A 26,995-nucleotide genomic window follows, 5' to 3' on the forward strand; every position below is an offset into this window, starting at 1 on the left:
TATCCCGCCACCCGGGCATTGCACCGCGTGGCGGGACGGATACAATCCCGCAGCAGCCGGACCAGGAGAATAAAAGCATGAAAATTCAGTCGATTGGCAAACTCATGGCGATCCCCGCCCTGCTGCTGGCAAGCGCCCGGATCCCGGCCGAGGAACATACCGAGGAGGCCATCCGGCACGCCGGGCAGGCCGCGCGCGCCAGCGGCGATTCGGCCAGCGTCAAGGAACACGCCACGGAAGCCCTCAGGCATCTGGACGCCGCCAAGGCCGCCAACCGGGGCAATCCCGAGGCGTTGCAGCACCTGCGCCAGGGCGAGGCCAACCTCAACGAGGCCATCTCGCATGCCCGCCGCTACAACTCGCAGTCCGCTGGCGAGGAGGCCGGCGACGCCCGGCACCACCTCGAACAGGCGGGGGGCGGACAGCATCCGGCCCCGCCACCCGCGCCCCGGCCCTGAGGACAGGCGCGGGCCGGATCGATGAGGCGGCCGATCAGCGCTCGATCGCGTAAACCGATTGTGCATGGAATCACTGTTCTGCTTTTGCTGCCGCCCGCTTACCATAGCCGCCCACGCCTACCCGCAGGAACCCCATGAAAAAACTGCTGTTCCAGTTCGACACCGACGCCCATCCTTCCGTATTCGATTGCGTCGTCGCCTACGACGGTGGCGCCGACCGGGTCATCGGTCACGGTCTCGTGACGCCTGACAACGTGGCGCCCCTGGTCGACGGCGCGATCTTCACCCGTCCGCCCAAGGACAAGCGGAACACCGCCATCTTCGTCGGCGGCAGCGACATGCAGGCCGGCCAGGCCCTGTTCGAGGCGGTGCGGCAGCGCTTCTTCGGCGATTTCCGCGTGTCCGTGATGCTGGACAGCAATGGCAGCAACACCACGGCGGCGGCGGCGGTGGCCAGGCTGATGGGCAGCGGCGAACTTGCCGGCAAGCGCGCGGTGGTGCTGGCCGGAACCGGTCCCGTCGGCCAGCGCGCCGCCGTCATGCTGGCGCGCGCCGGCGCCGGGGAGATTCACCTCACCAGCCGCCAGCAGAGCCGCGCCCGGCACGCCGCGGACGAGCTGCGCGCGCGCTTCGGCATCGAGGTGGTTCCGGTGGAGGCCTATGACAGCGACGATCGCGGCCGTGCCATCGAGGATGCCCAGGTCGTGATCGCCGCCGGCGCCAGCGGGGTCGAGCTGCTGCGGCCGGAACACTGGCAGGACCTGCCTGCCCTGGAAATGCTGGCCGATGCCAACGCCACCCCGCCGCTGGGCATCGGCGGGGTGGCAGCGATGGACCGGGGCGCCGAGCGCGCCGGCAAGATCGTCTGGGGCGCCATCGGTTTCGGCACGCTCAAGCTGACCCTGCACCGCGCCTGCATCGCCCGGCTGTTCGAGACCAGCGACCTGGTGCTCGACGCCGAGGAGATCTTCGCCATTGCCCAGAGCCTGGCCTGAGCCCGGCGGCCGCGTTGACAAGCCGGGGCGAAAACCCACAATAGCCCGGGACGCGCCCGGCCGGCGGCTTTCACGGTAAACTTCGGGCAATTCCCTTACCCTCATCGCAATCCAGACATTGTCCCCATGATCGTTCGCAAAACTACCGTCGGGGTGCAGGTCGGCTCGGTACAGATTGGTGGTGGCGCACCCATCGTGGTGCAGTCCATGACCAACACGGACACGGCCGACATCGACAGCACCGTCCAGCAAATCCACGAACTGGCCCGGGCGGGCTCGGAACTGGTCCGCGTTACCGTCAACAACGAGGCCTCGGCCGAGGCGGTGCCCCATATCCGCGACCGGCTGGCCGCCAGGGGCTGCAACGTGCCCCTCATCGGCGACTTCCACTTCAACGGCCACAAGCTGCTGGAGAAATACCCGGCCTGCGCCGAGGCCCTGGCCAAGTACCGCATCAATCCCGGCAACGTCGGTCGCGGCTCCAGGCGCGATCCGCAGTTCGCGCAGATGATCGAGTTCGCCTGCCGCTACGACAAGCCGGTCCGCATCGGCGTCAACTGGGGCAGCCTGGATCAGGCGGTGCTGGCCAGGCTGCTGGACGAGAACGCCCAGCTGGCCGAACCCGAACCTCTGGAAGCGGTGATGCGGGAAGCCGTCATCGCCTCCGCCCTGGAAAGCGCCCACAAGGCCATGGAGCTGGGGCTGCCGCAGAACCGCATCGTCATCTCCTGCAAGCTCAGCCGGGTGCAGGAACTCATCGCCGTCTACCAGACGCTGTCCCTGCGCTGCGATTTCGCCCTGCACCTGGGCCTCACCGAGGCCGGCATGGGCTCCAAGGGCATCGTTGCCTCCAGCGCCGCCCTGGGCGTGCTGCTGCAACAGGGCATCGGCGACACCATCCGCGTCTCGCTGACGCCGGAACCGCAGGAAAACGACCGTACCCAGGAGGTCATCGTCGCCCAGGAGATCCTGCAGACCATGGGGCTGCGCTCGTTCCTGCCCCTGGTCACCGCCTGTCCCGGCTGCGGACGCACCACCAGCACCTACTTCCAGCAGCTGGCCCAGGACATCCAGACGCACATCCGCCACAAGATGCCGGAGTGGAAGAAGCGCTACCACGGCGTCGAGGACATGCAGGTCGCCGTCATGGGCTGTGTCGTCAACGGCCCCGGCGAGAGCAAGCATTCCAATATCGGCATCAGCCTGCCGGGCACCGGCGAGGACCCGGTCGCGCCTGTCTACGAGGATGGCGTGAAAACGGTGACGCTGAAGGGCGACCGCATCGCCGAGGAATTCCAGGCCCTGGTGGAGCAGTACATCGACAGCCACTACGGGCGCAAGACCCCGGCCCCGCCCGGGGCGACCGGCTGAGCGAACCGACCGGCGCGGGCGCGGGCCAGGCCCCGCGCCCTTCAGCCGCGCGCCAGACGGCCGGCGCAAGCAGAACCGTCCACCGTCGCTGCCGCTTGCCGCGACGACGGGCCGCATGATCCGGCCCTTGCACCGACGCTGTCGGTGATATCACCCATCCTTAGTTTGTTGCCAACCGAATCGGAGGACTCTCTGCCGATGCATACCGTTTGCCGAACCCTGGCCGGCCTGGTGACCGCGCTCGCGCTGGTCGGCTGCGCCAGCCAGCCAGAAACCGTCACCCAACTTGGCCATCCGTCGTCCCTTTCCCGCAAGAAACAGCCGAAACGCTACCTGAACATCCCCATGGAGACGGCCTACTCGCCGCCGTTCAGCTTTCCCAGGGGCGCCCGGTCGATCGACGATGCGCTGTATGCCTTTGCGCCGGCCGCGCTGGAACAGCTGAAACCCTATTTCCGCAAGGCCGGTGTTGCCTACCCGCCACGCGAAATCGCCCTGATCGCCATCAAGGACGAGCGCAAGATGGAGCTCTGGGCGCGCGACGGCGACAAGTTCCGGCTGATCCGTCCCTACACCATCAAGGCCGCCAGCGGCATGCGCGGACCCAAGCTGCGCCAGGGTGACCGCCAGGTGCCGGAGGGCGTCTACCGCATCAGCCGGCTGAATCCCAACAGCAACTATCACCTGTCCATGAAGGTCGACTACCCCAACGACTTCGACCTGCTGCATGCCGAGTACGATGGCCGCAGCGACCTGGGCGGCGATATCTTCATCCACGGCAAGAGCGTGTCGGCGGGCTGCCTGGCCATGGGCGACGCCGCCATCGAGGAACTGTTCGTGCTGGCTGCCCATGTCGGTCCGGAGAACATCAGGGTCATCATTTCCCCCAGCGATCCGCGCCAGCGGCCGCTGGATGCCAGCCTGCCCAACCTGCCGTCCTGGACGCCGGAGCTGTACGAGCGCATCACGCGCGAGATCTTCGCCGTGACCCAGGCCAAGCCGCCGATCAAGCTGGCGCACAGCAGCAACGCCTATCCGCTCTACCGCCCGGCCAACTGAGGCCGGTCTCGCCCCGTCCCGGGCGGCGGGGCGGAAAAACCGCGGCCCGGGACCGAACCGCCAGCTGTCGCGGCGGTCCCACTCGCCGTCCCCGTTTCCCCCGCGAGCCTGCCTCATGACTGTTCCGCTGCACCTCACGCCCGCATTCGCCGCCTTCGATCCCCTGGCGTCCTTGCAACCGCTGGCCGGCCTCGCGGACTGGCTGGGGTTGCGCTATGTGGAGGAAATCACCCATCGGCGCAAGGTTCGCAACGGCCGGCCCGAAGACAACCGCGTCAGCTGCGAGCGCGGCGTCATGGTCGAGGCGCTGGTGGACGGGCAGATCGCCTACGCCGCCACCAGCGACCTGTCGCCGGCGGGACTGCGCCGCGCCGGCGAACGCGCCGCCGGTCTGGCGCGGCGGCTGGCCTCGGCGAAGGTCTTCGCCTTCAGTCCGGCGCAGCGGCCGCCGACCGCCGGGCGCTACCAGGGGCCCGGCGAGCGCTGGCTGGACTCGACCAGCCTGGCCGAATTCAGCGACCGGCTGGTGCAGGCCTGCCAGCGGCTGCGGGCTTCCGGACGGATTGTCACCACCCTGGCCGAAGCCACCCTGGTGGAACATGCCACGCGCTATGTCTCGACCAGCGGCGCCGACATCGACCAGCGGCTGCACCTGAGCGGCCAGCATTTCGCCGCCATCGCCCATCACCGCGGCGAAACCCAGCAGCGTTCGCTGAACGGCCCGACGGCCCGCTGCTGGCAGGGCGGCATCGAGCATTTCGACTGGGACACGCTGCTGGAGGACTGCGAGCGGGTCGGGCAGCAGGCGCTGGAGCTGCTGGATGCCGAGGATTGTCCCGACGCCACGCTGGACCTGGTCCTGGCGCCGGACCAGATGCTGCTGCAGATCCATGAGTCCATCGGCCATCCGCTGGAGCTGGACCGCATCCTCGGCGACGAGCGCAACTATGCCGGCTGGAGCTTCGTCAAGCCGGAGGACTTCGGCCGCCTGCAATATGGCAGCCCGCTCATGAACGTCAGCTTCGATCCGACCCTGGCGAGCGAATTCGCCGCCTACGGCTACGACGATGCCGGCACGCCGGCCACCCGCGAATACCTTATCCGCGAAGGCCGGTTGCTGCGCGGGCTCGGTGGCCTGGAAAGCCAGGCAAGGCTGGGATTGCCGGGCGTGGCCAATTTCCGCGCCGCCGGCTGGAACCGGGCACCCCTGGACCGCATGGCCAACATCAACCTGGAACCGGGCACGGCGACGCTGGAGGAGCTGATCGGACAGGTCGAACACGGGGTCTGGATGGAGGCCAACCGCTCCTGGTCGATCGACGATTACCGCAACAAGTTCCAGTTCGGCTGCGAGTACGCGCGGCTGATCGAGGACGGCCGGCTGACCCGGGCACTCAGGAACCCGAACTACCGGGGCACCACCATTCCCTTCTGGCACGCACTGGCGGCGGTCGGCGATGCCGCCAGCTTCCGCGCCTACGGCACGCCGTTCTGCGGCAAGGGCGAGCCGCACCAGGTCATCCGCGTCGGCCACGCCTCTCCGTCCTGCCTGTTCCGTGGCGTGCAGGTCTTCGGAGGTGCCGCATGAATTTCGTCGACCGGACCCTGGCGCTTTTCGACGAGCTCGGCGACACCTGCTGCGCGGCGCTGCGGGAGGGGGAGGAACTGACGCTCGGTCTGGCCGCCGAGGACCAGACCTACCTGCGCCTGAACGGGGCGCGCGTGCGGCAAGCGACGGCGGTCGAACAGCGGCGCCTGAGCCTGCAGTTCCAGTCACGCGGTCGCCGCGTGGCCTATGCCTTCGACCTCGGCGGAACAGCGGCATCCGATGCCGGCATCGCGCTGTCGCTGCTGGCGCGCGCCCGGCGGGAGGTCGAGGCGCTGCCGGCCGACCCCTTCCTGACGCCGATCCAGGCACTGGGCGTCAGCGACGAGCGGCATGCCGGCGAGATGCCCGAACCCGGCGAGGTGCTGGCCACGATCCGTGAAGCCGGCGCGGCGGGCGATCTCACCGGACTCTACGCCGCCGGCCCGCAGCTGCGCGCCACCCGCAATTCCGCCGGCACCCGCCACGCCTACGCCAGCGAGCGTTTCTTCCTCGACTATTCCCTGTATACCGTCGATACGCGGGGCGAGAACAAGGCCGTCAAGGACCTGCATGCCGGCCGCCAGTGGCAGGCCGCGGCCCTGGCGAGCCGGATCGAGGCCTCGCAGCGGCAGCTGGGCGCCCTGGCCGGCGCCAGTCGCGAGCTGGCCCCGGGCGATTACCGCGCCTACCTGGCGCCGGCCGCGGTCGATGCCCTCGTGGCCATGTTCTCCTGGGGGGCGGTCAGTTATGGCGCCAGCCGGCGCGGCGATTCGGCCCTGAGCCGGCTGATCGAGGGGACGGCGGCGCTCTCGCCACTGTTCACGCTGCGGGAAAATTTCGCCCTGGGACTGTGCCCGCGCTTCAACGGGCTCGGCGAGATGGCGCCGCTGACGGTGCCGGTCATCGAGCAGGGCCGGCTCGGGCAGTTGCTGACCAGCACCCGCTCGGCGCGCGAATATGGCGTCGCGGGCAATGCCGCCGATCCCGGCGAGGGCCTGCGCTCCCCGGAACTGGCGCCGGGCACGCTGGCCGATGAGGATGTCCTGTCAGCCCTGGATACCGGGCTTTACATAGGCAATCTGCACTATCTCAACTGGAGCGACCTGCAGCATGCCCGCCTCACCGGCATGACCCGCTATGCCTGTTTCTGGGTGGAGGGCGGCAGGATCGTCGCGCCCATCCGCGACCTGCGCTTCGATGAAAGCCTGTATCGCCTGTTCGGAGCGGAACTGGAAGCCGTCACCGCCCGCAGCGAGACCTTGCTGAATACCGACACCTATGGCCAGCGGGCCCTCGGCGGCAGCCAGGTGCCCGGCATCCTGGCCCGGCGATTCCGTTTCACCCTGTAACCGCCGCGCCGGGGGAACCGGCCGCCGACGGAGCGACAGCCGGAATCGGCGCCGCCGGTGGCGCTACATCCCGCCGCGGAACGGCAGGCCGCGCATCATGTTGCCCTTCATGCCGCGCATCATGCCCAGCAGGTTGCCCTTCTTGAACTTCTTCATCATCTTCTGCATCTGCTCGAACTGCTTGAGCATCTTGTTGATGTCCTGCAGGTCCGTACCCGAGCCGCGGGCGATGCGCTGCTTGCGCGAGTTGTTGATGATGTCGGGGTCGGCCCGCTCCTGCCGGGTCATCGAGTCGATGATGACGATCTGCTGCATCCACTCGTTGTCGGTGATCTTTTCCTTGACGTGCTGCGGGACATTACCGGCGCCGGGCAGCTTGTCCATCATCGCGGTGAGACCGCCCATGCTCTTCAGCTGCTGGAGCTGGTCGTAGTAGTCGTTGAGGTTGAAGGCCTTGCCCTTCTGGATCTTCTTGACCAGCTTCTCGGCCTTGGTCTTGTCGATCTTCCTCTCGGCTTCCTCGATCAGGCTGAGCATGTCACCCATGCCGAGAATACGCGAGGCAATGCGGTCCGGGTGGAAGCGCTCCAGGGCGCCGGTCTTCTCGCCGATGCCGAGGAACTTGATCGGCTTGCCGGTGATGTGCCGCACCGACAGTGCCGCGCCGCCGCGGGCGTCGCCGTCGGTCTTGGTGAGGACGACGCCGGTCAGCGGCAGCGCGTCGCCGAAGGCCTTGGCGGTGTTGGCGGCGTCCTGGCCGGTCATGGCATCGACCACGAACAGCGTCTCGATCGGCTTCAGCTCGGCATGCAGGGCCTGGATTTCCGCCATCATCGCCTCGTCGATGCCCAGACGGCCGGCGGTATCGATGATGACCACGTCCTTGTAGCGCTTGCGGGCATGCTCCAGGGCACCTTTGGCGATGTCCAGCGGGGCCTGCGAGGGATCGCTGGGGAAGAAGTCGGCGCCCACCTCGCCGGCCAGGGTCTTGAGCTGCTCGATGGCCGCCGGGCGGTAGACGTCGGCACTGGCCACGACCACCGAGCGGCGCTCGTTTTCCTTCAGCCACTTCGCCAGCTTGGCAACCGTGGTGGTCTTGCCCGCGCCCTGGAGTCCGGCCATCAGGATCACCGCGGGCGGCTGGGTGGCGAGGTTGATCTTCTCGTTGCCGCCGCCCATGACGCTGACGAGTTCATCGTTGACGATCTTGATGAACGCCTGACCCGGCGACAGGCTGGTCTTGACATCCTGGCCCAGGGCCCGCGTCTTGACATGCTCGATGAAATCCTTGACCACCGGCAGCGCCACATCGGCCTCCAGCAGGGCCATGCGCACCTCGCGCAGGGTTTCCTGGATGTTGTCCTCGGTCAGGCGCGCCTGGCCACGGATCTTCTTGAGCGACTGGGTAAGGCGTTCGGTGAGGTTGTCAAACATCGGCTTGCGTCCTTGGGGCTGTTGGCTTGCGCCTTGCTTCATCTAGGCGCGGCATTATGCCAGACTAGCCGGCGGAGGGCATGAATACGATGGATTCACGGACAGCGGCCGTTCTGGCGATTCTGGGGTACCTGTTGGCGGTGGCCGGCATGCTGTGGCTGCTGCGCCGGGCCCTCGACGAGGGCGGCGAACAGCCGCCGCCGGTGCGCGCGGCCGGCCTGTCGCTGGGCGTGCTGGCGATGACCTGCCACGCGATCGCCCTGCTGGGCACCTACGACGCCGGGCACGGACCGAACTTCAGCTTCCTCGGCGCCCTGTCGCTGGTCACGCTGTCGATCAACGCCATGCTGATGCTGACCGCCCTGTTCCGGCCGGTCGACAAGCTCGCCCTCATCACCTTTCCGCTGGCCAGCGCGGTGCTGCTGGCCAAGCTCGCGCTGCCCGAGGAAACCCGCGGGATCAGCAATCATTCCTGGCCGATGGCAACCCACATCTTCGCCTCCCTGCTGGCCTACAGCCTGCTCAACATCGCCGCCCTGCAGGCCCTGTTGCTGGCCGTGCAGGACCACTGCCTGCGCAGCCACCATCCGGACGGCTACCTGCTGCGCTCCCTGCCCTCGCTGCAGAGCATGGAAAACCTCATGTTCCAGCTCATCGGCGCGGGTCTGCTGCTGCTGACCCTGTCGCTGGCGACCGGCTTCATCTTCCTGGAAAACCTGTTCGCCCAGCACCTGGCGCACAAGACCGTGCTCTCCATCCTGGCCTGGCTGGTGTTCGCCGTCCTGCTGGTCGGCCGCCAGCGCTATGGCTGGCGCGGGCAGACCGCGGTGCGCTGGACCCTGGGCGGGTTCGTCGCCCTGATGCTGGCCTACTTCGGCAGCAAGATGGTGCTGGAACTCATCCTTGGCCGGACCTGACCGCGCCTGCGGCTAGCGCAGCAACAACTGCGCCAGCAGCGACGCCCGCAGGGGCGCCGGGACGGCCTGCCAGGCGGCGAAGGCGGCAAACGCCAGGAACAGCAGCCCGCCGGTCACGCTCAGCGCCCGCGGCGGCAGCCGTCGCACCAGGGTCTTGCCGGCCCAGACGCCGAGCGCCGAGGTCAGCGCCAGGGCGGCCGTGGCGCCGAGCCAGACCGGGATGGCCGGATCGGCGGCGCCCAGCCCGGCGACCGCGATCTGCGTCTTGTCGCCGAATTCCGCCAGGAAGATCATCAGGAAGGTGGTCGCGAAAATGCCGTGACCGGATTTTTCGCTGACCTCCTCGTCCTCTTCGGTGTGCCGCGACAGCAGGCTGCGCAGACCGAAGACCGCGAAGATCAGCGCCACGGCCAGGGCGACCGCCTGCTCCGGCAGCCAGCGACCGGCAACGGCGCCGAAGGCCACCGCCAGGGCATTGAGCACGGCGAAGGCCAGCACCGCCCCGCCGAATACCGGCCAGTGCCGGTGCCGCGCCGCGAGGGCCATGCAGACCCACTGGCTCTTATCGCCCATTTCGGCGACCGTCACCAGAGCGAAGGCCGCCGCGGAGGCCCCCGAGACATGACTCCAGTCCACGACCGGCAGGCTGTGCTCCAGCCACGCGCCGGCCTCGGCGATCAGGTTGCAGGGCATGGGCTCAGGGCGTGGTCACCAGGTTGTCGAGGATCATCATGACGATGAAGCCGATCATGACGGCGAAGGTGGCGTAGCGCGCCTTGCCCTGCGCCTGGATGGCGGGAATGATGTCATCGCTGATCACGAACAGCATGGCGCCGCCGGCGAAGGCCATGCCGATGGGCATCAGGGGCAGGAAGGCCGAGGCCATGGCCACGCCCAGGACGCCGCCGATCGGCTCGATCAGGCCCGTCAGGGTGGCGATCAGCACTGCGTGCCGGCGCGGATAGCCCAGCGCCACCAGCGGCATCGCCACGGCTAGGCCCTCGGGAACGTTCTGCAGGGCCACCGCCAGCGCCAGCGCGACGCCGTTGTGCCAGTCGCCATTGCCGAAGCTGACACCGACGGCGCCGCCCTCCGGCAGGTTGTGCAGGGTCACGGCGGCGATGAACAGCCAGACCTTGCGCAGGGAATCGAACTGCTCGCCGCGCTCGAGGAATTTCTCGTAGGGCAGCCAGCGATCCGCCAGCACCAGGAAACCGGCGCCGGCCAGAAGGCCGACGGCGACCACGTAGACACCGTAACCCGGCCAGATCTGATTGCCGACCTGGATGCCCGGCATGATCAGGGAAAACGCCGTGGCCGCCAGCATCACGCCGGCTGCGCCGCCGAGCATGGTGTTCAGGGTCCGGTGGGTGATGCGCCGGTAGAACAGCACCGGCAGCGCGCCGGCGCCGGTGGCCAGACCGGCCAGCAGGCTCGACAGGGCGCCGATGGCGATGATGCGGTCGACGAAGACGTAGACCAGGCTCAGCAGCACCGTGACCAGCAGGGTGGGTGCGCCGACCAGCGCCAGCTTCTGCTCCAGCGGCGTCAGTTCCAGAAAGCGGCGGTAGGCCGGGCTGGCTTCCAGGCGTTCCTGCCAGGCGGGGGGAATCCGGATGGTCATGATGGGCTCTCGAACGAGGACGGGACGTCAAGGCCGGACCGGCGCCGGCATTGGATTAGAATTGCGCGGCAATGGTCCGCAATCGCGGCGGGAGCGTCAAGCTGAACACCCGGACGGCTGGCCGGGCCCGATCCCCGCGCGACAGGCGGCCAGCCTCCCATCCGCAGCCACCCGGAGAATGCCCATGAGCCTCGTTACCCGCCTGGTCGACTATCCGCATGCCGATACCCGCTGCGAGGGCTTTCTGGCCTTCGACGACGCCTGCCCCGGCCCGCGGCCGGGCATACTGATTGCCCACACCTGGGCCGGCCGCGACGATTTCGCTATGGACAAGGCGCGCGCGCTGGCCGCCGAAGGCTATGTCGCCCTGGCGCTGGACATGTATGGCGAGGGCCGCGTCGGCGACAGTCCGGAGGCGTGCGCACAACTGATGGGCGGCCTGATCAAGGATCGGCTGATGTTGCAGGACCGCATCCGCGCCGCGCTGGAAACCCTGCGCCGGCAGCCGGAGGCCGATCCGCAGCGGCTGGCGGCGATGGGCTTCTGCTTCGGCGGCCTGTGCGTGCTGGATCTCGCCCGCAGCGGCGCGGATCTGCGCGGGGTGGTCAGCTTCCACGGCCTGTTCACGCCGCCCGAGCCCTCGTCCACGGCGCCGATCAAGTCCCGCCTGCTGGTCCTGCATGGCTTCGAGGATCCCATGGCCACGCCCGAGCAGGCGGTGGAACTGGGTCGCGAACTGACCGCGCGCGGCGCCGACTGGCAGCTGCACCTGTTCGGCAACAGCATGCACGCCTTCACCAATCCACGCGCCAACGATCCCGCTTTCGGCACCGTTTACGACCCGCTGGCGGACCGCCGCGCGTGGCGGCTGCTCATGGATTTCCTGGCCGAAGTGCTAGAATGACGCCCTTTTTTCGGGCACCGAGACGCCAGCATGGACCTCAACTTTCTTGATTTCGAGCAACCGATCGCCGACCTGCAGGCCAAGATCGATGAACTGCGCCGGGTCGGGTTCGACAACGAAATCAACATCAGCGAGGAAATCGCCAAGCTGGAGGAAAAAAGCCGCAAGCTGACCGAATCGGTGTTCTCCAACCTCAGCGCCTGGCAGATTTCCCAACTGTCGCGCCATCCGCAGCGCATCTACACGCTCGACTACATCGAGCTGATGTTCACCGATTTCCAGGAGCTGCATGGTGACCGCGCCTTTGCCGACGATCCCGCCATTGTCGGCGGGGTGGCCAGGCTGGACGGCGTGCCGGTCATGGTCATCGGCCACCAGAAGGGCCGCGACACCAAGGAGAAGATCCACCGTAACTTCGGCATGCCGCGCCCCGAGGGCTACCGCAAGGCGCTGCGGCTGATGAAGCTGGCGGAGCGCTTCCGGCTGCCGCTCATCACCCTGATCGACACGCCCGGCGCCTACCCCGGCATCAATGCCGAGGAACGCGGCCAGAGCGAGGCCATCGCCCGCAACCTGTTCGAGATGGCCACCCTGCGCATCCCGGTGATCTGCACCATCATCGGCGAGGGCGGCTCCGGCGGCGCGCTGGCCATCGGCGTCGGCGACCGGCTGCTGATGCTGCAATACAGCACCTATTCGGTGATCTCGCCCGAGGGCTGCGCCTCGATCCTGTGGAAGAGCGCGGAGAAGGCCGAGCTGGCCGCCGAGGCCATGGGCATCACCTCGGACCGGCTGCGCGAGCTCGGGCTGATCGACGAGATCGTGCCGGAACCCCTGGGCGGCTGCCACCGCGACCGCGAGCAGACCGCCGCCAACCTGAAGAACACCCTCAAGCGCAACCTGGAAGAGCTCTCCCTGCTGCCGCTGGACACGCTGCTGGAGCAGCGCTACCGGCGCCTGATGAGTTACGGCGTCTACGAAGAAGCCAGTGCCTGAGGCGCCGGGGGCGGAACCGCACCGTCCCTGCCTCGACCCGGCGCAGCTCGACCGCTTCCTCGCCGCCTGCCCCGCCGCCCCGGTTCACTGGGTCGCCTGCAGCGGCGGACTCGATTCCACCGTGCTGCTGCATCTCGCGGCCGGTCTGCCGGCGCCGCGCCGGTACCATCTCCGCGCCGTGCATGTGCATCACGGCCTGCACCCGGACGCCGATCGCTGGACCCGGCACTGCGAAAGCGTTTGCCGCGACCTGGGCCTGCCGTTGACCGTCCTGCGGGTCGACGCCCGCCCTGCGCCCGGCCAGAGTCCCGAGGACGCCGCCCGCCAGGCCCGTTACCGGGCGCTGGCGGATCTCCTCGGCCCCGGCGAGCTGCTGCTGCTGGCCCAGCATCAGGACGACCAGGCGGAAACCCTGCTGCTGCAACTGCTGCGCGGCGCCGGCGTCGCCGGGCTGGCGGCGATGCCGGCCCTGGCGCGGTTCGGTCCCGGCCATCTGGCGCGACCCCTGCTGCGCACCACGCGCGCCGAGCTGGCCGACCATGCCCGCGCGCGCGGGCTGACCTGGGTGGAAGATCCCAGCAACGCCGAGACCGATTTCGACCGCAACTTCCTGCGGCGGGACGTGCTGCCGCTGCTGCGGCGGCGCTGGCCGGCCCTGTCGGCGACGCTGTCGCGCACCGCCCGCCACTGCGCCGAGGCCGATGCGCTGCTGGCCGGTCTCGGCGAACGGCTCCTGGCCGACGCGCGGGCGGAGGAGACCGGCTCGCTCGCCGTCCCGGCACTGCTCGGGACCACGCCGGCCGAACAGGCGCTGATGCTGCGTCGCTGGCTGGCCAGGCACGGCTTCCGCGCACCGCCCGCCCGGATCGTGCAGGCCATGCGCGAGGACCTGCTGGGTGCCGCCGCCGACCGCAATCCCCTGGTGCGCTGGCGCGAAGGGGAAGTGCGCCGCTATCGCGGCCGGCTCTACCTGACGCCACCCCTGCCCGCGCTGCAAGCACTGCTGCCGGCGGAGGGGCTGAGCTGGCCGGCCGACGCCGCCAGGCTGGCGCTGCCGGGCGGCAATGGCCATCTGCGCCTGATCCGTCCCGGCGCCGGAGCCCCCGGCATCCCCGAGCACCTGTGGCAACAGGCCACCGTGCGGGTTGGCTATCGCCGCGGGGGCGAGGCATTGCGCCTGCCGGGACGGCAGGGACGTCACGAGCTGCGCAAGCTGTTCCAGGAACGCGGCTGGCCGCCCTGGGTACGGGAGCGCGTTCCGCTGGTGTACCTGGAGGGACGGCTGGCCGCCGTGGGCGACTGGCTGGCCGCCGAGTTCGCCGCTTCCGGCGCGGCCGGGCCGGTGGTCAGGCCATGCTGGGAACCGCCGGCCGGACTATGGCCGGCCGGGCCGCTCACGGATGGCAGTGATAGACATTGAAGGACTGTTCGCCGTTGGCCGCCGGGCCAGTCGGCACGATGGCGTTGCCGCCCATGGCGCCGGCGTAGTTGCGGCTCAGGCGCCGCAGTTCCTCCTGCACGGATTCGTCGTCGCGTGGCAGGTAGGCCACCGATGCGGTGGTGGTGGAGGTGACATGGCCAATGCGCTTGCAGGTCCTGACGTCGCGCTCGGTCAGGATGCGCACGCCCTGTCCCTGGGGCTTGAGATCGACCCAGGCGGTGCAGCCGGCGACGGCGAGGCAGACCAGGGCCAGCGCACTCGACTTCGGGATCATCGGCATTCCGGATTTCTCCTTTGGGCAACTATCGCAGCCATACTAAACCGATTGCGGCTGGCCATGAAACAGTCGGCGATGACGAGTGCCCGGCGATTGCAGTAAAATGGCGGCCGTTCTACCGGGCCATGCCACGCCCGACCCCTCGCCGGCCTGCCAGAGGTCCGGCGCTTCATACCCAGAGTCTGAATGACCCAATACATCTTCATTACCGGCGGTGTGGTTTCCTCGCTGGGCAAAGGCATTGCCGCGTCCTCGCTGGCCGCCATCCTGGAAGCACGCGGGCTGAAGGTCACGCTGACCAAGCTCGATCCCTACATCAATGTTGATCCCGGGACCATGAGCCCGTTCCAGCACGGCGAGGTGTTCGTCACCGAGGACGGCGCCGAGACCGATCTCGACCTGGGCCACTACGAGCGCTTCGTGCGCAGTACCATGGGCAAGGTCAACAACTGGACCACCGGACAGATCTACGAGAGCGTCATCCGCAAGGAGCGCCTGGGCGAATATCTCGGCGCCACCGTGCAGGTCATCCCGCACATCACCGACGAGATCAAGCGCGTCATCCGCCTCAGCGGCGAGGGTCATGATGTGGCCCTGATCGAGATCGGCGGCACCGTCGGCGACATCGAGTCGCAGCCTTTCCTCGAGGCCATCCGCCAGATGCGGGTGGAGGAAGGCGAGAACAACACGCTGTTCATCCACCTGACCCTGGTGCCCTTCATCGGCTCGGCGGGCGAACTCAAGACCAAGCCGACCCAGCATTCGGTCAAGGAACTGCGCACCATCGGCATCCAGCCGGACATCCTCATCTGCCGCTCCGAGGAGATGGTGCCGGAGCCGGAACGGCGCAAGATCGCGCTGTTCACCAATGTCAGCGAGAAGGCGGTCATCAGCTCCCCGGATGCCGATACCATCTACCGCATCCCGCTGCTGCTGCACGAACAGGGACTGGACGACATCGTCGTCCGCAAGCTGGGCATTGATGCGGAGCCGGCCGATCTGTCGGAATGGCAGGCCGTCATCGATGGGCTCACCCACTACGATCGCGAGGTGACGGTGGCGCTGGTCGGCAAGTACGTCGACCATAGCGACGCCTACAAATCACTGACCGAGGCGCTGGTCCATGCCGGCATCCACACCCGGACGCGGGTGCGGATCCTCTGCCTGGATTCCGAGGAGATCGGCGACAACGCCGGCGAGATTCTGGGGGATGTCGACGCCATCCTCGTCCCCGGCGGCTTCGGCGAACGCGGCGTGGAAGGCAAGATCGCCACCGTCCGCTACGCCCGCGAGCAGGGCATACCCTATCTGGGCATCTGTCTCGGCATGCAGGTCGCCGTGATCGAATTCGCGCGTAATGTCGCGGGCTTCGCCGGCGCCCACAGCACCGAGTTCCAGCCGCGCACGCCCTATCCGGTGATCGCCCTGATTACCGAATGGCAGGATGCCTCCGGCGCGATCGAGCAGCGCTCGGTTGAGTCGCAACTGGGCGGCACCATGCGCCTGGGCGGCCAGTCCTGCCGTCTGGTGCCGGACAGCCTGGCCCGCCGTGTCTACGGCCAGGAAATCATCGCCGAGCGCCATCGGCACCGTTACGAATTCAACAACCGCTATCTGGAACCACTCCGGAAGGCCGGTCTCCGCATCGGCGGCACGTCCATCGACGGCAAGCTGGTCGAGACCATCGAGATACCCGGCCATCCCTGGTTCCTGGCCTGCCAGTTCCACCCGGAATTCACCTCCACCCCGCGCGGCGGGCACCCGCTGTTCACCGGCTTCATCGGGGCGGCGCGCGAACACGCCGGACAGCGGCAGGTATCGGCATGAAGCTCTGCGGTTTCGAGGCCGGCCTGGACCGGCCCTTCTTCCTGATCGCCGGCCCCTGCGTCATCGAGAGCGAGCAGCTCGCCCTCGACACCGCCGGCCGCCTGCGCGAGCTGACCGCTGCCCTGGGGGTGCCGTTCATCTACAAGTCCTCGTTCGACAAGGCCAACCGCTCCTCGCAGGCCAGCTTCCGCGGCCTGGGCATCGACGAGGGCCTGCGCATCCTGGCCGAGGTCAAGGCGCAGATCGGCGTGCCGGTACTCACCGACGTGCACGAGGACACCCCGCTGAACGAGGTCGCGGCGGTGGTCGATGTCATGCAGACCCCCGCCTTCCTCTGCCGCCAGACCAATTTCATCCGCGCCGTGGCGGCGCAGGGCCTGCCGGTCAACATCAAGAAGGGTCAGTTCCTGGCGCCCTGGGACATGAAGAACGTGGTCGACAAGGCACGCGCCGCTGGCAACGAGCAGATCATGGTCTGCGAGCGGGGCGTCTCGTTCGGCTACAACAACCTGGTATCGGACATGCGCGCGCTGGCCATCATGCGCGAGACCGGCTGCCCGGTGGTGTTCGACGCCACCCATTCGGTGCAGCTGCCGGGCGGCCAGGGCACCCATTCCGGCGGCCAGCGCGAGTTCGTCCCGGCGCTGGCCCGTGCCGCGCTGGCGGTCGGCATCGCCGGCCTGTTCATGGAAACCCACCCGAATCCCGACCAGGCGCTCAGCGACGGCCCCAATTCCTGGCCGCTGGACCGCATGGGAGAACTGCTGGAAACGCTGGCGGCCATCGACCGCAGCGTCAAGTCCCGGCCCCTGCTCTGAATTCCGCCGTTTTTCCGTTTATTCTCATCACGAACCCACAGGAGATGTCCTCATGAGCAAAATCGTCGACGTGAAAGCGCTCGAAGTACTGGATTCCCGCGGCAATCCCACGGTCGCCGTCGAGGTGATCCTGGAATCCGGCGCCATCGGCAGCGCCATGGTGCCCTCCGGGGCGTCCACCGGCTCGCGCGAGGCCATCGAGCTGCGTGACGGCGACAAGTCCCGCTACCTCGGCAAGGGCGTCACCAAGGCGGTGGCCAACGTCAACGGCGAGATCCGCGACGCCGTCATCGGCCTGGATGCCGCCGACCAGAAGGCCCTGGATGCCAGGATGATCGCCCTGGACGGTACCGACAACAAGGGCCGCCTGGGCGCCAACGCCATCCTCGGCGTGTCCCTGGCCGCTGCCCGCGCCTCCGCGACCGAGGCCGGCAAGCCGCTCTACGCCTACCTCAACGACAGCGGCGAATACCTGCTGCCGGTGCCGATGATGAACATCATCAACGGCGGCGCGCACGCCGACAACAGCGTCGACATGCAGGAATTCATGATCCTGCCGGTGGGCGCCCCGACCTTCCGCGAGGCCCTGCGCTATGGCGCCGAGGTGTTCCACGCCCTGAAGAAGGTACTGCACGACCGCGGCCTGGCCACCGGCGTCGGCGACGAGGGCGGCTTCGCGCCCAACCTGCCCTCCAACGAGGCAGCCATCGAGGTCATCCTGGAAGCCATCAAGAACGCAGGCTACGAAGCCGGCAAGGACATCTTCCTGGGCCTCGACGTCGCCAGCTCCGAGTTCTACCGGGACGGCAAGTACCACCTGGAATCCGAGGGCAAGGAGTTCACCTCCGAGGAATTCGTCGACTATCTGGCCGCCTGGGTCGACAAGTACCCGATCATCTCCATCGAGGATGGCCTGGCCGAAGGCGACTGGCACGGCTGGGGCATCATGACCGACAAGCTGGGTCACAAGATCCAGATCGTCGGCGATGACCTGTTCGTCACCAACCCGGCCATCCTCAGGAAGGGCATCGAGGCCAAGGTAGCCAACTCCATCCTCATCAAGGTCAACCAGATCGGCTCCCTGACCGAGACCCTGGAAGCCATCGACATGGCTCATGCCGCCGGCTACACCTGCGTCATGTCGCACCGTTCCGGCGAAACCGAGGATTCGACCATCGCCGACCTGGCGGTCGCCACCCGCGCCGGCCAGATCAAGACCGGTTCGCTGAGCCGCTCCGACCGCATCGCCAAGTACAACCGCCTGCTGAAGATCGAGGCGGAACTGGGCGACAAGGCCACATACGCCGGCAAGAGCGCCTTCAAGCGCGCCTTCTGAGGCCCGGCGCTCTAGGCCCCGCTCTTGTACAAGCTGACCGTCTTCCTGCTGATCCTCATCGCCGCCCTGCAATACCGGCTCTGGCTGGGCGACGGCAGCATCCGCGAGTACCGGGAAATCCAGCAGCGGATCGAGGTGCTCAGGCAGGAAGGCGAACGGCGCCGGATACGCAATGCCGCCCTGGAGGCGGACATTCGCGACCTGAGGGATGGCACCGATGCCATCGAGGAACGTGCCCGGCACGAGCTGGGCATGATCAAGGAAGGTGAAACCTTCATCCAGATTTTCGACGAGGCGCCGCCACCGGCCGAGGCGACGCCCGATCTCGACACGCCCGCCAGCCAGGCCCCGGCCCGCCACAGGAAAGCGGCGGCCAGGGCCAGGACCGGTATCGCGAAGCCGGCCCCGTCACGATGAATCCCATGCCTGCCCTGCACCGACTCCCATCCACCATCACCCGGCAGCCGTCACGGCGGACGCGGAGACCGTCGCCATGACGCCGCGCCACTGGGCCGTGGTGCCGGCTGCCGGCGTCGGCAAGCGCATGGGCGCGGAGCTGCCCAAGCAATATCTGCCGGTACACGGCAAGCCGGTCTTGCAGCACACCCTGGAACGGCTGCTGTCGGTGCCGGGCCTTGCAGGCATCTGCGTCGCGCTGGGAACCGAGGATGGCTACTGGCACGACCTGCCGTTGGTCACCGAGGCCCGCATCCGGGTGGCAGCGGGTGGCCGGGAGCGCGCCGACTCCGTGCTCTCGGCCCTGGACCATCTGGCGGCCGCGGCGCGGCCGGACGACTGGGTGCTGGTGCATGACGCGGCGCGACCCTGCATCACCCGCGGGGATGTGGAAAAGCTCATGGCCGCGCTGGACGACGACCCCGTCGGTGGCATACTCGCCCTGCCGGTGAGCGATACCCTGAAGACGGTGGCGGACGATGGCCACATCACCGGCACCCCGGACCGCAGCCATACCTGGCGGGCGCTGACGCCGCAGATGTTCCGCTTCGGTCTGCTCAGGGCGGCACTCGTGGAAGCCGCCACGGCAGGCCGCGTGGTGACCGACGAGGCCAGCGCCATGGAGCTGGCCGGCCATCGTCCGCGCATCGTCGAGGGGCGTCCCGACAACCTCAAGATCACCCGGCCGGAAGATCTGCCGCTGGCCGCTTTTTACCTGGAGCAGCAATGTTACGAATAGGTCAGGGTTACGATGCACACCGCTTCACCGAAGGCGGCCAGCTGGTGCTGGGCGGCGTGGCCGTCGAGTTCGAGAAAAGCCTCGCCGCCCATTCGGACGGCGACGTCGCCCTCCACGCGCTGTGCGACGCCCTGCTGGGCGCGGCGGCCATGGGCGACATCGGCCGGCACTTTCCCGACACCGACCAGAGCTTCAAGGGCATCGACAGCCGCATCCTGCTGCGCAACGTCTGCGCCAAGCTGAAGGCCCAGGGCTACGCGGTCGGCAACGTCGATGTCACCATCGTCGCCCAGCGTCCCAAGCTGGCGCCCTACATCGACCGCATGCGCGCCACCATCGCCACCGACCTGCAGATCGAGATCGATGCCGTCAACGTCAAGGCGACAACCACCGAGGGCATGGGCTTCGAGGGGCGCGGCGAGGGCATTTCCGCCTGCGCCGTCGCCCTGCTGCAGAAGGCCGGCTGACGGCGCATGCACGACCCGACCGCCGACCTGCCCCACGCCCATGGCGGACCCGCCGGCAGTGCCAGCCTCAAGCTGAGCCCCGAGGATTTCGTGGTCGAGGAAATCCTCGGCTTCGAACCCAGCGGCGAGGGCGAGCACGTGTTCCTCCTGATCGAGAAACGCGGCGAGAACACCGATTACCTGGCCAAGCAGCTGGCCCGGCACGCGCAGGTGCCGGTGCGCGATGTCAGCTATGCCGGCCTCAAGGACCGGCACGGCCTGACCCGCCAGTGGTTCAGCGTGCAGTTGCCCGGCAAGGCCGAACCCGACTGGTCGGGCCTGGCATCCGCCAGCGTGCGGGTGCTGGATGTGCGACGCAATGCGCGCAAGCTGCGCCGGGGTGCCGCCAGTGGCAACCGTTTCGCGCTGACGCTGCGCGGACTGGAGGCCGACGCCGAAAGGCTGGCACTCCGGCTGCGGCAACTGGCCGCCGAGGGCGTGCCCAACTACTTCGGCGCGCAGCGCTTCGGCCACGACGGGCAGAATCTGGCACGGGCGCGGGAACTGTTTGCCGAACCCGCGCGACCCTGCGACCGGCATCGGCGCGGGCTGTACCTGTCCGCCGCCCGCTCGGCCCTGTTCAACCGGATCCTCGCGGAGCGGGTCCGGCGCGGCGACTGGAACCGGGCCATCGATGGCGACGTCTTCATGTTTTCCGGCTCGCAGAGCTTTTTCGGTCCCGAGCCGCTGGACGAGGCGCTGCGGCGGCGCGTCGAGGCGCGCGCGATTCATCCCAGCGCCGTGCTCTGGGGCGAGACACCGTCCACGGCCATGGGCGAAGCGCTGGTAGTCGAAACCGCCGCCGTGGCGCCGCTTGAAGACCTGGCCCGGGGACTGGAGCAGGCCGGGCTGGAAACCGCCCGCCGTCCGCTGCGGCTGTGTCCGGAAGCCCTGACCTGGGCCTGGCCGGCGCCGGATGTGCTACACCTGGCCTTCACCCTGCCTGCCGGCGCCTATGCCACCACTGTCGTGCGCGAGCTGGTGGCCACCGACCGTTTCGATGCCTGAGGCTGTCGCCTCGCCTTCGTGCTCACGCCAACCCTACCCAGGAGCAGCCCATGACCATCGGCCTCATCTGCAACCGCGACACCGTCATCGTCCGCCGTGACGATACCATCACCACCGCCGCGCGCCTGATGCGCGAACACCATGTCGGCAGCGTCGTGGTGGTCGAGGATCTGGCCGACGGCGTCAAGCCGGTCGGCGTGCTCACCGATCGTGACCTGGTGGTCGAAATCCTGGCCCTGGAAGTCGATCCGCAGACAGTCAGCGTCGGCGACATCATGAGCTTCGAGCTGATCAGCGCGCACGAGAACGACGGCATCTGGGTCACGCTCAAGCGCATGCGCAGCCAGGGCATCCGCCGCATGCCGGTGGTCGACGACCGACAGCGGCTGATCGGCATCGTCAGCGTGGACGACCTGCTGGAATTGCTGGCCGGCGAGCTGGGCGACCTGGTCAAGCTGACCGGCCGCGAGAAGGAACGCGAAATCCTCAAGCGCAACGGCTGAGCCATGAACGTCGTCATCTACCATAATCCACGTTGCAGCAAGTCGCGCCAGACACTGGAACTGCTGCGGGAGCGCGGCCTCCAACCGGAGGTCGTCGAGTACCTGAAGAACCCGCCCGACGCCGCCACGCTCGACGACATTCTCGCCCACCTGGGGCTGGAGCCGCGGGCGCTCATGCGCAAGGGCGAGGCCGTGTACCGCGAACTGAGCCTGGACGATCCGGGCCTGGACCGCGCGGCCCTGATTGCCGCGATGGTGGCGAACCCGACGCTCATCGAGCGGCCCATCGTGCTGGCGAACGGCAAGGCGGCCGTGGGACGCCCGCCGGAGCAGGTGCTCGCCATCCTGTAACCGGCCGGCCCCGACCGTCCCCCTCCGTGCAAGCGACGTCACCGTAACATGACCGACATCCTGATTCTCTACTACAGCCGCTTCGGCCATACGGCAGCCATGGCCAATCTGATCGCCCGCGGCGTCGAGGAAGTGCCCGGCGCGGTCGCCAAGCTCCGCACCGTGCCCGACGTCTCGCCGGTCTGTGCCGCCACCGCGGACAGCATTCCCGGCTCGGGCCCGCCCTACGCTACCCTCGAGGACCTGCAGAACTGCGACGGCCTGGCGCTGGGCAGCCCGACCCACTTCGGCAACATGGCGGCACCGCTCAAGCATTTTCTCGACAGCACCAGCGGGCTGTGGTTCTCGGGCGCCCTCTCCGGCAAACCCGGCGGCGTGTTCACCGCTACCTCGTCCATGCATGGCGGTCAGGAACTCACCCTGATGACCATGATGGTGCCCCTGCTCCATCATGGCATGCTGCTGGTCGGCATCCCCAGCCGTGAGGCCGCGCTGGGCCAGACCCAGACCGGCGGCACGCCCTACGGACCGAGCCGGCTGACCGGTGGCCACCCCACCATCAGCGACGAGGAACACCAGATCTGCCGTGTGTTCGGCAAGCGGCTGGCACTGGCCGCTGCCGCCCTCAAGGGCAGCGGCATCGACTGAGCGCGGGGTCCTTCCGGCTCGCATGGTCCAGCAACTCGCGCTGCCGCTGCGCTTCGATACCGGTCAGGGTTTCGCGCAGTTCTGGCCGGGCCCCAACACGGAGGTCGTCGACCACCTCCGTCGCGCGGCGCAAGGGCTGGGCGAATCGCCGCTGATCCTGTGGGGCGAGCCCGGCGGCGGCAAGTCGCACCTGCTGAACGCCTGCTGCGCGCTGGCCTCCGAACACCGGCGCACCGCCGCATATGTGCCGCTGGCCGCCTTCGCCGGACAGGGACCGGCGGTCGCCGAGGGACTGGACAGCTACGCACTGGTCTGCCTCGACGATCTTGAAGCCGTGGCCGGCGACCGCGACTGGGAAACCGCGCTGTTCGATCTCTTCAACCGGCTGCGCGAACGGCAGGCGACGCTGATCGGCAGCGCCAGCCGCCCCCCCCCGCAGCTGCCCTTCGCCCTGCCCGACCTCGCCAGCCGCCTGGCCTGGGGCCTGACCCTGCGCCTGCACGCGCTGGAAGAGGACGACCTCCTCGTGGTCCTGCGCCTCAAGGCCCAGGGCCTGGGGCTGGAGTTGCCGCCGCCGGTGGGCCGCTATCTGCTGACCCATGCCCCGCGCGACCTGCCGGCACTGGTCGGTCTCCTGGAACAGCTCGACCGTGCCTCGCTGGCCGCCCAGCGCCGGCTCACGGTTCCCTTCGTCAAACACCAACTCGGAGTCTCCCCATGCATGTCCTCGTGATCGGCACCGGTGCCATCGGCAGTTTCTACGGCTCCCTGCTGGCCAGGGCCGGAGCCAGGGTCTCGGTGCTGGCGCGTTCCGACTACGAGACGGTCCACGCCCGGGGCATCGAGCTGGTCAGCGATACCAGACTGGGCCAGTGGCACTTCACGCCGGATGCCGTCGTCCGCGAAGCCGCCGAGCTCGAGCGGAAGCCCGATGTCGTGCTGCTGTGCATCAAGGTGGTCGAGGGGGCCGACCGCGTCCGGCTGCTGCGCGACACCCTGGGGCCCGCGACAGCCATCGTGCTGCTGTCCAACGGTGTCGAGATCGAGGACGAGGTCGCCACCGCCTTTCCCGGCCATGAACTGATCAGCGGTCTCGCCTTCATCTGCGTGACCCGCACCGCGCCCGGCAGAATCTGGCATCAGGCCTACGGCAGGCTGGCGCTGGGCAACTATCCCTCGGGCCTGTCGGATACCGCCCGGGCGCTGGCGGCGGCCTTCGAAAGCGCCGGCATCGGCTGCAACGCCACCGCCGACATCGTCACCGCCCGCTGGCAGAAGTGCCTGTGGAATGCCGCCTTCAATCCGCTGTCGGTACTTTCCGGCGGCCTCAGCACCGCCGATATCCTGGGCACGCAGGAGCCCCTGATCCGCGCCATCATGGGCGAGGTCTGCGCCATCGCCGTGGCGCTGGGACACCCGCTGCCAGCCGGCATCATCGACCAACAGATCGAGGGCACCCACCGGATGCCGCCCTACAAGACCAGCATGCTGCTCGATTTCGAGGCCGGACGGCCAATGGAGACCGAAGTCATCCTCGGCAATGCCGTCCGCGCCGGCCAGCGGGCCGGCGTCGCCATCCCGACGCTGGCAACGCTCTACGCGCTGATGAAGCTGCGCGAACGCAGCCTGGCACCGCCGGCCGGCTGACCGCGGCGGGCGGAGCGCATCCCGGCCTCAGCCCTGCTCCCACGGCAGGCCGTGGCGGCGCCAGCCGCCCAGGGTGTTGCGGTGGCGCTGCTCGTCGAGCGGGCCCTCGAAGCCCTCCTCGACGTTCGCCACGCGGGTATAGCCGGCCGCCGCCAGGGCCTCGGCGGCGGCCAGCGAGCGCTGACCACTGCGGCAGAGCAACAGCAGGGGTGTGGCCGGATCGGGTGCCTGCTGGCGAACGCTGTCGAGGAAGGCGGGATTGGGGCGCATGCCCGGGGCGAAGGCCCAGGGAATGTTGACGGAGCCCACGGGATGGCCGACGAACGCCCTTTCGACGGGATCGCGGACATCGATCAGCGTGGTCCCGGGGACGGATTGCAGGCGCGCCAGGGCTTCGGTCGGTTGCAGTCGCTCGATCATGGCAGGGTATCTCTCTTGGCTGGAACGGGAAAGCAGCCGTGCTGCGCGACCCGGGCAGGGCCCCTCAGGCGCCGGCGGCGTTGAACAGTCGCTCGACGGCGGGAATCAGCTTCTTGTCGAGCAGGAACATGATGACGTGGTCGCCATCCTCGATGATCGTGTCGTGGTGAACCTGCAGGACCTCGTCGCCGCGCACCAGGGCCCCCATGACCACCCCCTCGGGAATGTCGATCTCGCTGAGCGGCACGCCGATGACCCGGGAAACGCCCGGCTCGCCGTGGGCGACCATTTCCAGCGCCTCGCAGGCGCCATGCCGCAGCGAGTAGACCTGGGCGATGTCGCCGCGGCGGATGTAGCGCAGCAGGGCGCTGATGGTGGCCTGCTGCGGCGAAATGACCAGGTCGACATGGGACGTATCGACGATGTCGGCATAGGCGTCGTTGTTGACCAGGCTGATGACCCGCCGGCAGCCCAGCCGCTTGGCCAGCATGGCGGAGAGGATATTGGCCTCGTCGTTGTTGGTGATGGCGCAGAAGACATCGGTGCTCTCGATGTTCTCGCTCAGCATCAGTTCCTTGTCCGAGGCATCGCCGACCAGCACCGTGGTCCGGCCCAGCTGGCCGGCAATCTTGCGGGCGCGGCCCGGGTCGCGCTCGATCACCTTGACCTGGTAATCGTTCTCCAGCGCCTGGGCGACCCGCTTGCCGACATGGCCACCGCCGGCGAAGATCAGCCGCTTGTAGGGTTTCTCGGTGTGGCGCAGCTCCGGCATGACGTCCTTGATCTCCTCGGCCGAGGCCAGGAAGAACACGTCGTCGCCGTGGTTGATGACGGTGCTGCCGTTGGGAACGATGGGCTGGCCGCCGCGGAAGATGGCGGCGATGCGGGTGTGGAAGTTGGGCATGTGCTGGTGCAGCTCGCGGATTTCCCGGCCGACCATGGGCCCGCCGCGTATGGCCCTGACCGAGGCCATGCGCACCCGCCCCTCGGCGAAGTCCAGCACCTGGGTGGCGCCCGGGTATTCCAGCAGCCGCTGGATGAACTGCGTGATGATCCGCTCCGGGCTGATGACGTAGTCGATGGGAATGGTTTCCGGCGAGAACAGGCCGGGAAAGCTGAAGTACTCGATGGCGCGGACCCGGGCAATCTTGCGCGGCACCTTGAAGATGATGTCGGCCATGCTGCAGGCCAGCATGTTGGTCTCGTCGTCGCTGGTGGCGGCGACCAGCATTTCGGCCTCGGCCGCCCCGGCCTGCTGCAGGACGCTCGGATGCGCGGCATTGCCCTGGACGGTGCGAATGTCGAAACGGTCCTGCAATTTCTGCAGCAGGTCGTGACGGATGTCGACCATGACGATGTCGTTCTTTTCGCTGGCCAGGCTGGCAAGCAGGCTGCTGCCGACCTGGCCGGCACCCAGGATGATGATTTTCATGGACGGGACCCAGTATCGAGGCGGCGCGATTGTAGCAGCCGGGGAGCATTCAGCCGGGGATGCCGGCCGCCGCGGCGACCCACGGCCGGGACTTGTCGCCGTAGGCGAGAAAATGGGGATTCAGGAGCGAGGGCTTGGTGTTGTAGCGCAACGGCTGGCCGTCGAGATCGACCACCGCGCCGCCGGCCTGCTCGACCACGCACTGGGCGGCGGCGGTATCCCACTCGGAGGTCGGACCGATGCGCGGGTAGAGATCGGCCTTGCCCTCGGCCACCAGACAGAATTTCAGCGAACTGCCCATCGGCACCATGAGGTGTTCGCCCAGGCGGCAAAGGTAGAGGTCCATCTCGGGGGTGCCGTGGGAGCGGCTGCCGACCACCCGCAACGGGCTGGCCGCGCGATCGAGAACCCGGATCCGCACCGGCTCGCCCTCCCCGTCCTGCCGGTAGGCGCCGCAGCCCTCGCTGGCGAAATAGGTGACGCCCAGGGCCGGCGCGAAGACCACGCCGAGCACCGGCACATGGCGATGGATCAAGGCAACGTTGACGGTGAACTCGCCGTTGCGCTTGATGAATTCCCGGGTGCCGTCGAGCGGATCGATGAGCCAGTAGGTTTCCCAGCGGGCGCGCGTTTCGAAGGGCGTGATGGCGGACTCCTCGGACAGGATCGGGCAGCCGGGCCGCAGCCGCGCTAGGGCGGCGGTCAGGGCGGCGTGGGAAGCCAGGTCGGCCGCCGTCAGCGGCGAGCGGTCGTCCTTCTCGCGCACGCCGAAATCCGACCGGTAGATGTCCAGTATCGCGTGGCCAGCCTCATGGGCCAGCCTGACCACGGCCGCCAGGGATTGGGTGGGATCGGTGCGCATGGGCATGGCTTGGAATCCGCTGTCGGAGC

At 68.3% G+C, this 26,995-nt stretch carries 29 protein-coding genes; 22 read left to right on the forward strand and 7 right to left on the reverse strand.

The window, feature by feature from the left end:
* Positions 1-77: 77 nt before the first annotated feature.
* From smbP to ACH5N8_RS07905, 6 genes are all read left to right on the forward strand, one after another.
* Positions 78-458, forward strand: a complete 381-nt coding sequence (smbP, locus tag ACH5N8_RS07880) for a small metal-binding protein SmbP (protein WP_460026193.1) — start codon at positions 78-80, stop codon at positions 456-458.
* A gap of 134 nt (positions 459-592) precedes the next feature.
* Positions 593-1,453 (forward strand): NADP-dependent methylenetetrahydromethanopterin/methylenetetrahydrofolate dehydrogenase, encoded by an 861-nt coding sequence (locus ACH5N8_RS07885; protein ID WP_483283144.1) that lies wholly within the window; start codon positions 593-595, stop codon positions 1,451-1,453.
* A 126-nt stretch (positions 1,454-1,579) separates the two neighbouring features.
* Positions 1,580-2,824, forward strand: coding sequence for a flavodoxin-dependent (E)-4-hydroxy-3-methylbut-2-enyl-diphosphate synthase (gene ispG, locus ACH5N8_RS07890; RefSeq protein ID WP_483283145.1), 1,245 nt, complete (start codon positions 1,580-1,582; stop codon positions 2,822-2,824).
* A 198-nt stretch (positions 2,825-3,022) separates the two neighbouring features.
* Positions 3,023-3,883, forward strand: a complete 861-nt coding sequence (locus tag ACH5N8_RS07895) for a L,D-transpeptidase family protein (RefSeq protein ID WP_483283146.1) — start codon at positions 3,023-3,025, stop codon at positions 3,881-3,883.
* Positions 3,884-3,998: 115 nt separating this feature from the next.
* Positions 3,999-5,471 (forward strand): TldD/PmbA family protein, encoded by a 1,473-nt coding sequence (locus tag ACH5N8_RS07900; RefSeq protein WP_483283147.1) that lies wholly within the window; start codon positions 3,999-4,001, stop codon positions 5,469-5,471.
* Positions 5,468-6,820 (forward strand): metallopeptidase TldD-related protein, encoded by a 1,353-nt coding sequence (locus ACH5N8_RS07905; protein WP_483283148.1) that lies wholly within the window; start codon positions 5,468-5,470, stop codon positions 6,818-6,820. Before ACH5N8_RS07900 ends, ACH5N8_RS07905 begins: the two co-directional genes overlap by 4 nt.
* A gap of 63 nt (positions 6,821-6,883) precedes the next feature.
* Here ACH5N8_RS07905 and ffh read toward each other — a convergent pair whose 3' ends face one another.
* Entirely contained in the window at positions 6,884-8,254 is a 1,371-nt protein-coding gene (gene ffh, locus ACH5N8_RS07910; RefSeq protein WP_483283149.1) for a signal recognition particle protein, read from the reverse strand.
* Between the two features lie 89 nt (positions 8,255-8,343).
* Between ffh and ACH5N8_RS07915 the strand changes: the two genes are divergently transcribed.
* Positions 8,344-9,171 (forward strand): cytochrome C assembly family protein, encoded by an 828-nt coding sequence (locus ACH5N8_RS07915; RefSeq protein WP_483283150.1) that lies wholly within the window; start codon positions 8,344-8,346, stop codon positions 9,169-9,171.
* A 12-nt stretch (positions 9,172-9,183) separates the two neighbouring features.
* Here the strand turns inward: ACH5N8_RS07915 and ACH5N8_RS07920 are convergent, their stop codons facing one another.
* A complete protein-coding gene (locus ACH5N8_RS07920) occupies positions 9,184-9,864 on the reverse strand; it encodes a TMEM165/GDT1 family protein (protein ID WP_483283151.1) in 681 nt (226 codons plus the stop codon).
* A gap of 4 nt (positions 9,865-9,868) precedes the next feature.
* Positions 9,869-10,795, reverse strand: coding sequence for a ZIP family metal transporter (locus ACH5N8_RS07925; RefSeq protein ID WP_483283152.1), 927 nt, complete (start codon positions 10,793-10,795; stop codon positions 9,869-9,871).
* A 184-nt stretch (positions 10,796-10,979) separates the two neighbouring features.
* Here ACH5N8_RS07925 and ACH5N8_RS07930 point away from each other — a divergent pair, with 184 nt between their 5' ends.
* The 3 genes from ACH5N8_RS07930 to tilS are packed head-to-tail and all read left to right on the forward strand — an operon-like array spanning position 10,980 to position 14,115.
* Positions 10,980-11,699 (forward strand): dienelactone hydrolase family protein, encoded by a 720-nt coding sequence (locus ACH5N8_RS07930; RefSeq protein ID WP_460026203.1) that lies wholly within the window; start codon positions 10,980-10,982, stop codon positions 11,697-11,699.
* Between the two features lie 30 nt (positions 11,700-11,729).
* Positions 11,730-12,695 (forward strand): acetyl-CoA carboxylase carboxyl transferase subunit alpha, encoded by a 966-nt coding sequence (gene accA / locus ACH5N8_RS07935; RefSeq protein ID WP_483283153.1) that lies wholly within the window; start codon positions 11,730-11,732, stop codon positions 12,693-12,695.
* A complete protein-coding gene (gene tilS, locus ACH5N8_RS07940) occupies positions 12,688-14,115 on the forward strand; it encodes a tRNA lysidine(34) synthetase TilS (RefSeq protein WP_483283154.1) in 1,428 nt (475 codons plus the stop codon). The genes accA and tilS overlap by 8 nt, the downstream gene beginning before the upstream one ends.
* On the opposite strand, the gene ACH5N8_RS07945 is transcribed toward tilS, so the two are convergent.
* The gene (locus ACH5N8_RS07945) at positions 14,090-14,416 is read right to left on the reverse strand and encodes a DUF4156 domain-containing protein (RefSeq protein ID WP_460026206.1); all 327 of its coding nucleotides are present in this window, start codon (positions 14,414-14,416) and stop codon (positions 14,090-14,092) included. The two genes, tilS and ACH5N8_RS07945, sit on opposite strands and share 26 nt — an antisense overlap.
* Before the next feature lie 183 nt (positions 14,417-14,599).
* On the opposite strand from ACH5N8_RS07945, the gene ACH5N8_RS07950 reads away from it, so the two are divergent.
* From ACH5N8_RS07950 to ACH5N8_RS08005, 12 genes are all read left to right on the forward strand, one after another.
* The gene (locus tag ACH5N8_RS07950) at positions 14,600-16,240 is read left to right on the forward strand and encodes a CTP synthase (protein WP_460026207.1); all 1,641 of its coding nucleotides are present in this window, start codon (positions 14,600-14,602) and stop codon (positions 16,238-16,240) included.
* Entirely contained in the window at positions 16,237-17,058 is an 822-nt protein-coding gene (gene kdsA, locus ACH5N8_RS07955) for a 3-deoxy-8-phosphooctulonate synthase (protein WP_483283155.1), read from the forward strand. Before ACH5N8_RS07950 ends, kdsA begins: the two co-directional genes overlap by 4 nt.
* A 52-nt stretch (positions 17,059-17,110) precedes the next feature.
* Entirely contained in the window at positions 17,111-18,394 is a 1,284-nt protein-coding gene (gene eno, locus ACH5N8_RS07960) for a phosphopyruvate hydratase (protein WP_460026209.1), read from the forward strand.
* Between the two features lie 24 nt (positions 18,395-18,418).
* A complete protein-coding gene (gene ftsB, locus ACH5N8_RS07965) occupies positions 18,419-18,811 on the forward strand; it encodes a cell division protein FtsB (RefSeq protein ID WP_483280910.1) in 393 nt (130 codons plus the stop codon).
* A 76-nt stretch (positions 18,812-18,887) separates the two neighbouring features.
* Positions 18,888-19,589 (forward strand): 2-C-methyl-D-erythritol 4-phosphate cytidylyltransferase, encoded by a 702-nt coding sequence (gene ispD / locus ACH5N8_RS07970; RefSeq protein WP_460026211.1) that lies wholly within the window; start codon positions 18,888-18,890, stop codon positions 19,587-19,589.
* Positions 19,577-20,056: a 2-C-methyl-D-erythritol 2,4-cyclodiphosphate synthase gene (ispF, locus tag ACH5N8_RS07975; protein WP_460026212.1), complete on the forward strand. Its 480-nt coding sequence runs from the start codon at positions 19,577-19,579 to the stop codon at positions 20,054-20,056. The genes ispD and ispF overlap by 13 nt, the downstream gene beginning before the upstream one ends.
* A gap of 6 nt (positions 20,057-20,062) precedes the next feature.
* Positions 20,063-21,103: a tRNA pseudouridine(13) synthase TruD gene (gene truD, locus ACH5N8_RS07980; RefSeq protein ID WP_483280911.1), complete on the forward strand. Its 1,041-nt coding sequence runs from the start codon at positions 20,063-20,065 to the stop codon at positions 21,101-21,103.
* A 50-nt stretch (positions 21,104-21,153) separates the two neighbouring features.
* Positions 21,154-21,606: a CBS domain-containing protein gene (locus ACH5N8_RS07985; protein ID WP_483280912.1), complete on the forward strand. Its 453-nt coding sequence runs from the start codon at positions 21,154-21,156 to the stop codon at positions 21,604-21,606.
* Between the two features lie 3 nt (positions 21,607-21,609).
* On the forward strand, positions 21,610-21,957 hold the full coding sequence (gene arsC, locus ACH5N8_RS07990) for an arsenate reductase (glutaredoxin) (protein ID WP_483280913.1): 348 nt from the start codon (positions 21,610-21,612) through the stop codon (positions 21,955-21,957).
* Positions 21,958-22,005: 48 nt separating this feature from the next.
* Complete coding sequence (wrbA, locus tag ACH5N8_RS07995; protein ID WP_460026216.1) at positions 22,006-22,605, forward strand: NAD(P)H:quinone oxidoreductase; 600 nt, start codon at positions 22,006-22,008, stop codon at positions 22,603-22,605.
* A 22-nt stretch (positions 22,606-22,627) separates the two neighbouring features.
* A complete protein-coding gene (gene hda / locus ACH5N8_RS08000) occupies positions 22,628-23,338 on the forward strand; it encodes a DnaA regulatory inactivator Hda (protein ID WP_460026217.1) in 711 nt (236 codons plus the stop codon).
* Entirely contained in the window at positions 23,323-24,252 is a 930-nt protein-coding gene (locus tag ACH5N8_RS08005; protein WP_483280914.1) for a ketopantoate reductase family protein, read from the forward strand. Before hda ends, ACH5N8_RS08005 begins: the two co-directional genes overlap by 16 nt.
* Before the next feature lie 27 nt (positions 24,253-24,279).
* Here ACH5N8_RS08005 and ACH5N8_RS08010 read toward each other — a convergent pair whose 3' ends face one another.
* The 3 genes from ACH5N8_RS08010 to cysQ all read right to left on the reverse strand — a co-directional run bounded on the left by ACH5N8_RS08010 (position 24,280) and on the right by cysQ (position 26,972).
* Positions 24,280-24,672, reverse strand: a complete 393-nt coding sequence (locus tag ACH5N8_RS08010; RefSeq protein ID WP_483280915.1) for a rhodanese-like domain-containing protein — start codon at positions 24,670-24,672, stop codon at positions 24,280-24,282.
* Positions 24,673-24,736: 64 nt separating this feature from the next.
* Positions 24,737-26,104, reverse strand: a complete 1,368-nt coding sequence (gene trkA, locus ACH5N8_RS08015; RefSeq protein WP_460026220.1) for a Trk system potassium transporter TrkA — start codon at positions 26,102-26,104, stop codon at positions 24,737-24,739.
* Between the two features lie 49 nt (positions 26,105-26,153).
* Entirely contained in the window at positions 26,154-26,972 is an 819-nt protein-coding gene (gene cysQ / locus ACH5N8_RS08020) for a 3'(2'),5'-bisphosphate nucleotidase CysQ (protein WP_483280916.1), read from the reverse strand.
* Positions 26,973-26,995: the final 23 nt, after the last annotated feature.

This window comes from Methyloparacoccus sp. NF-16 (genome assembly GCF_056880625.1).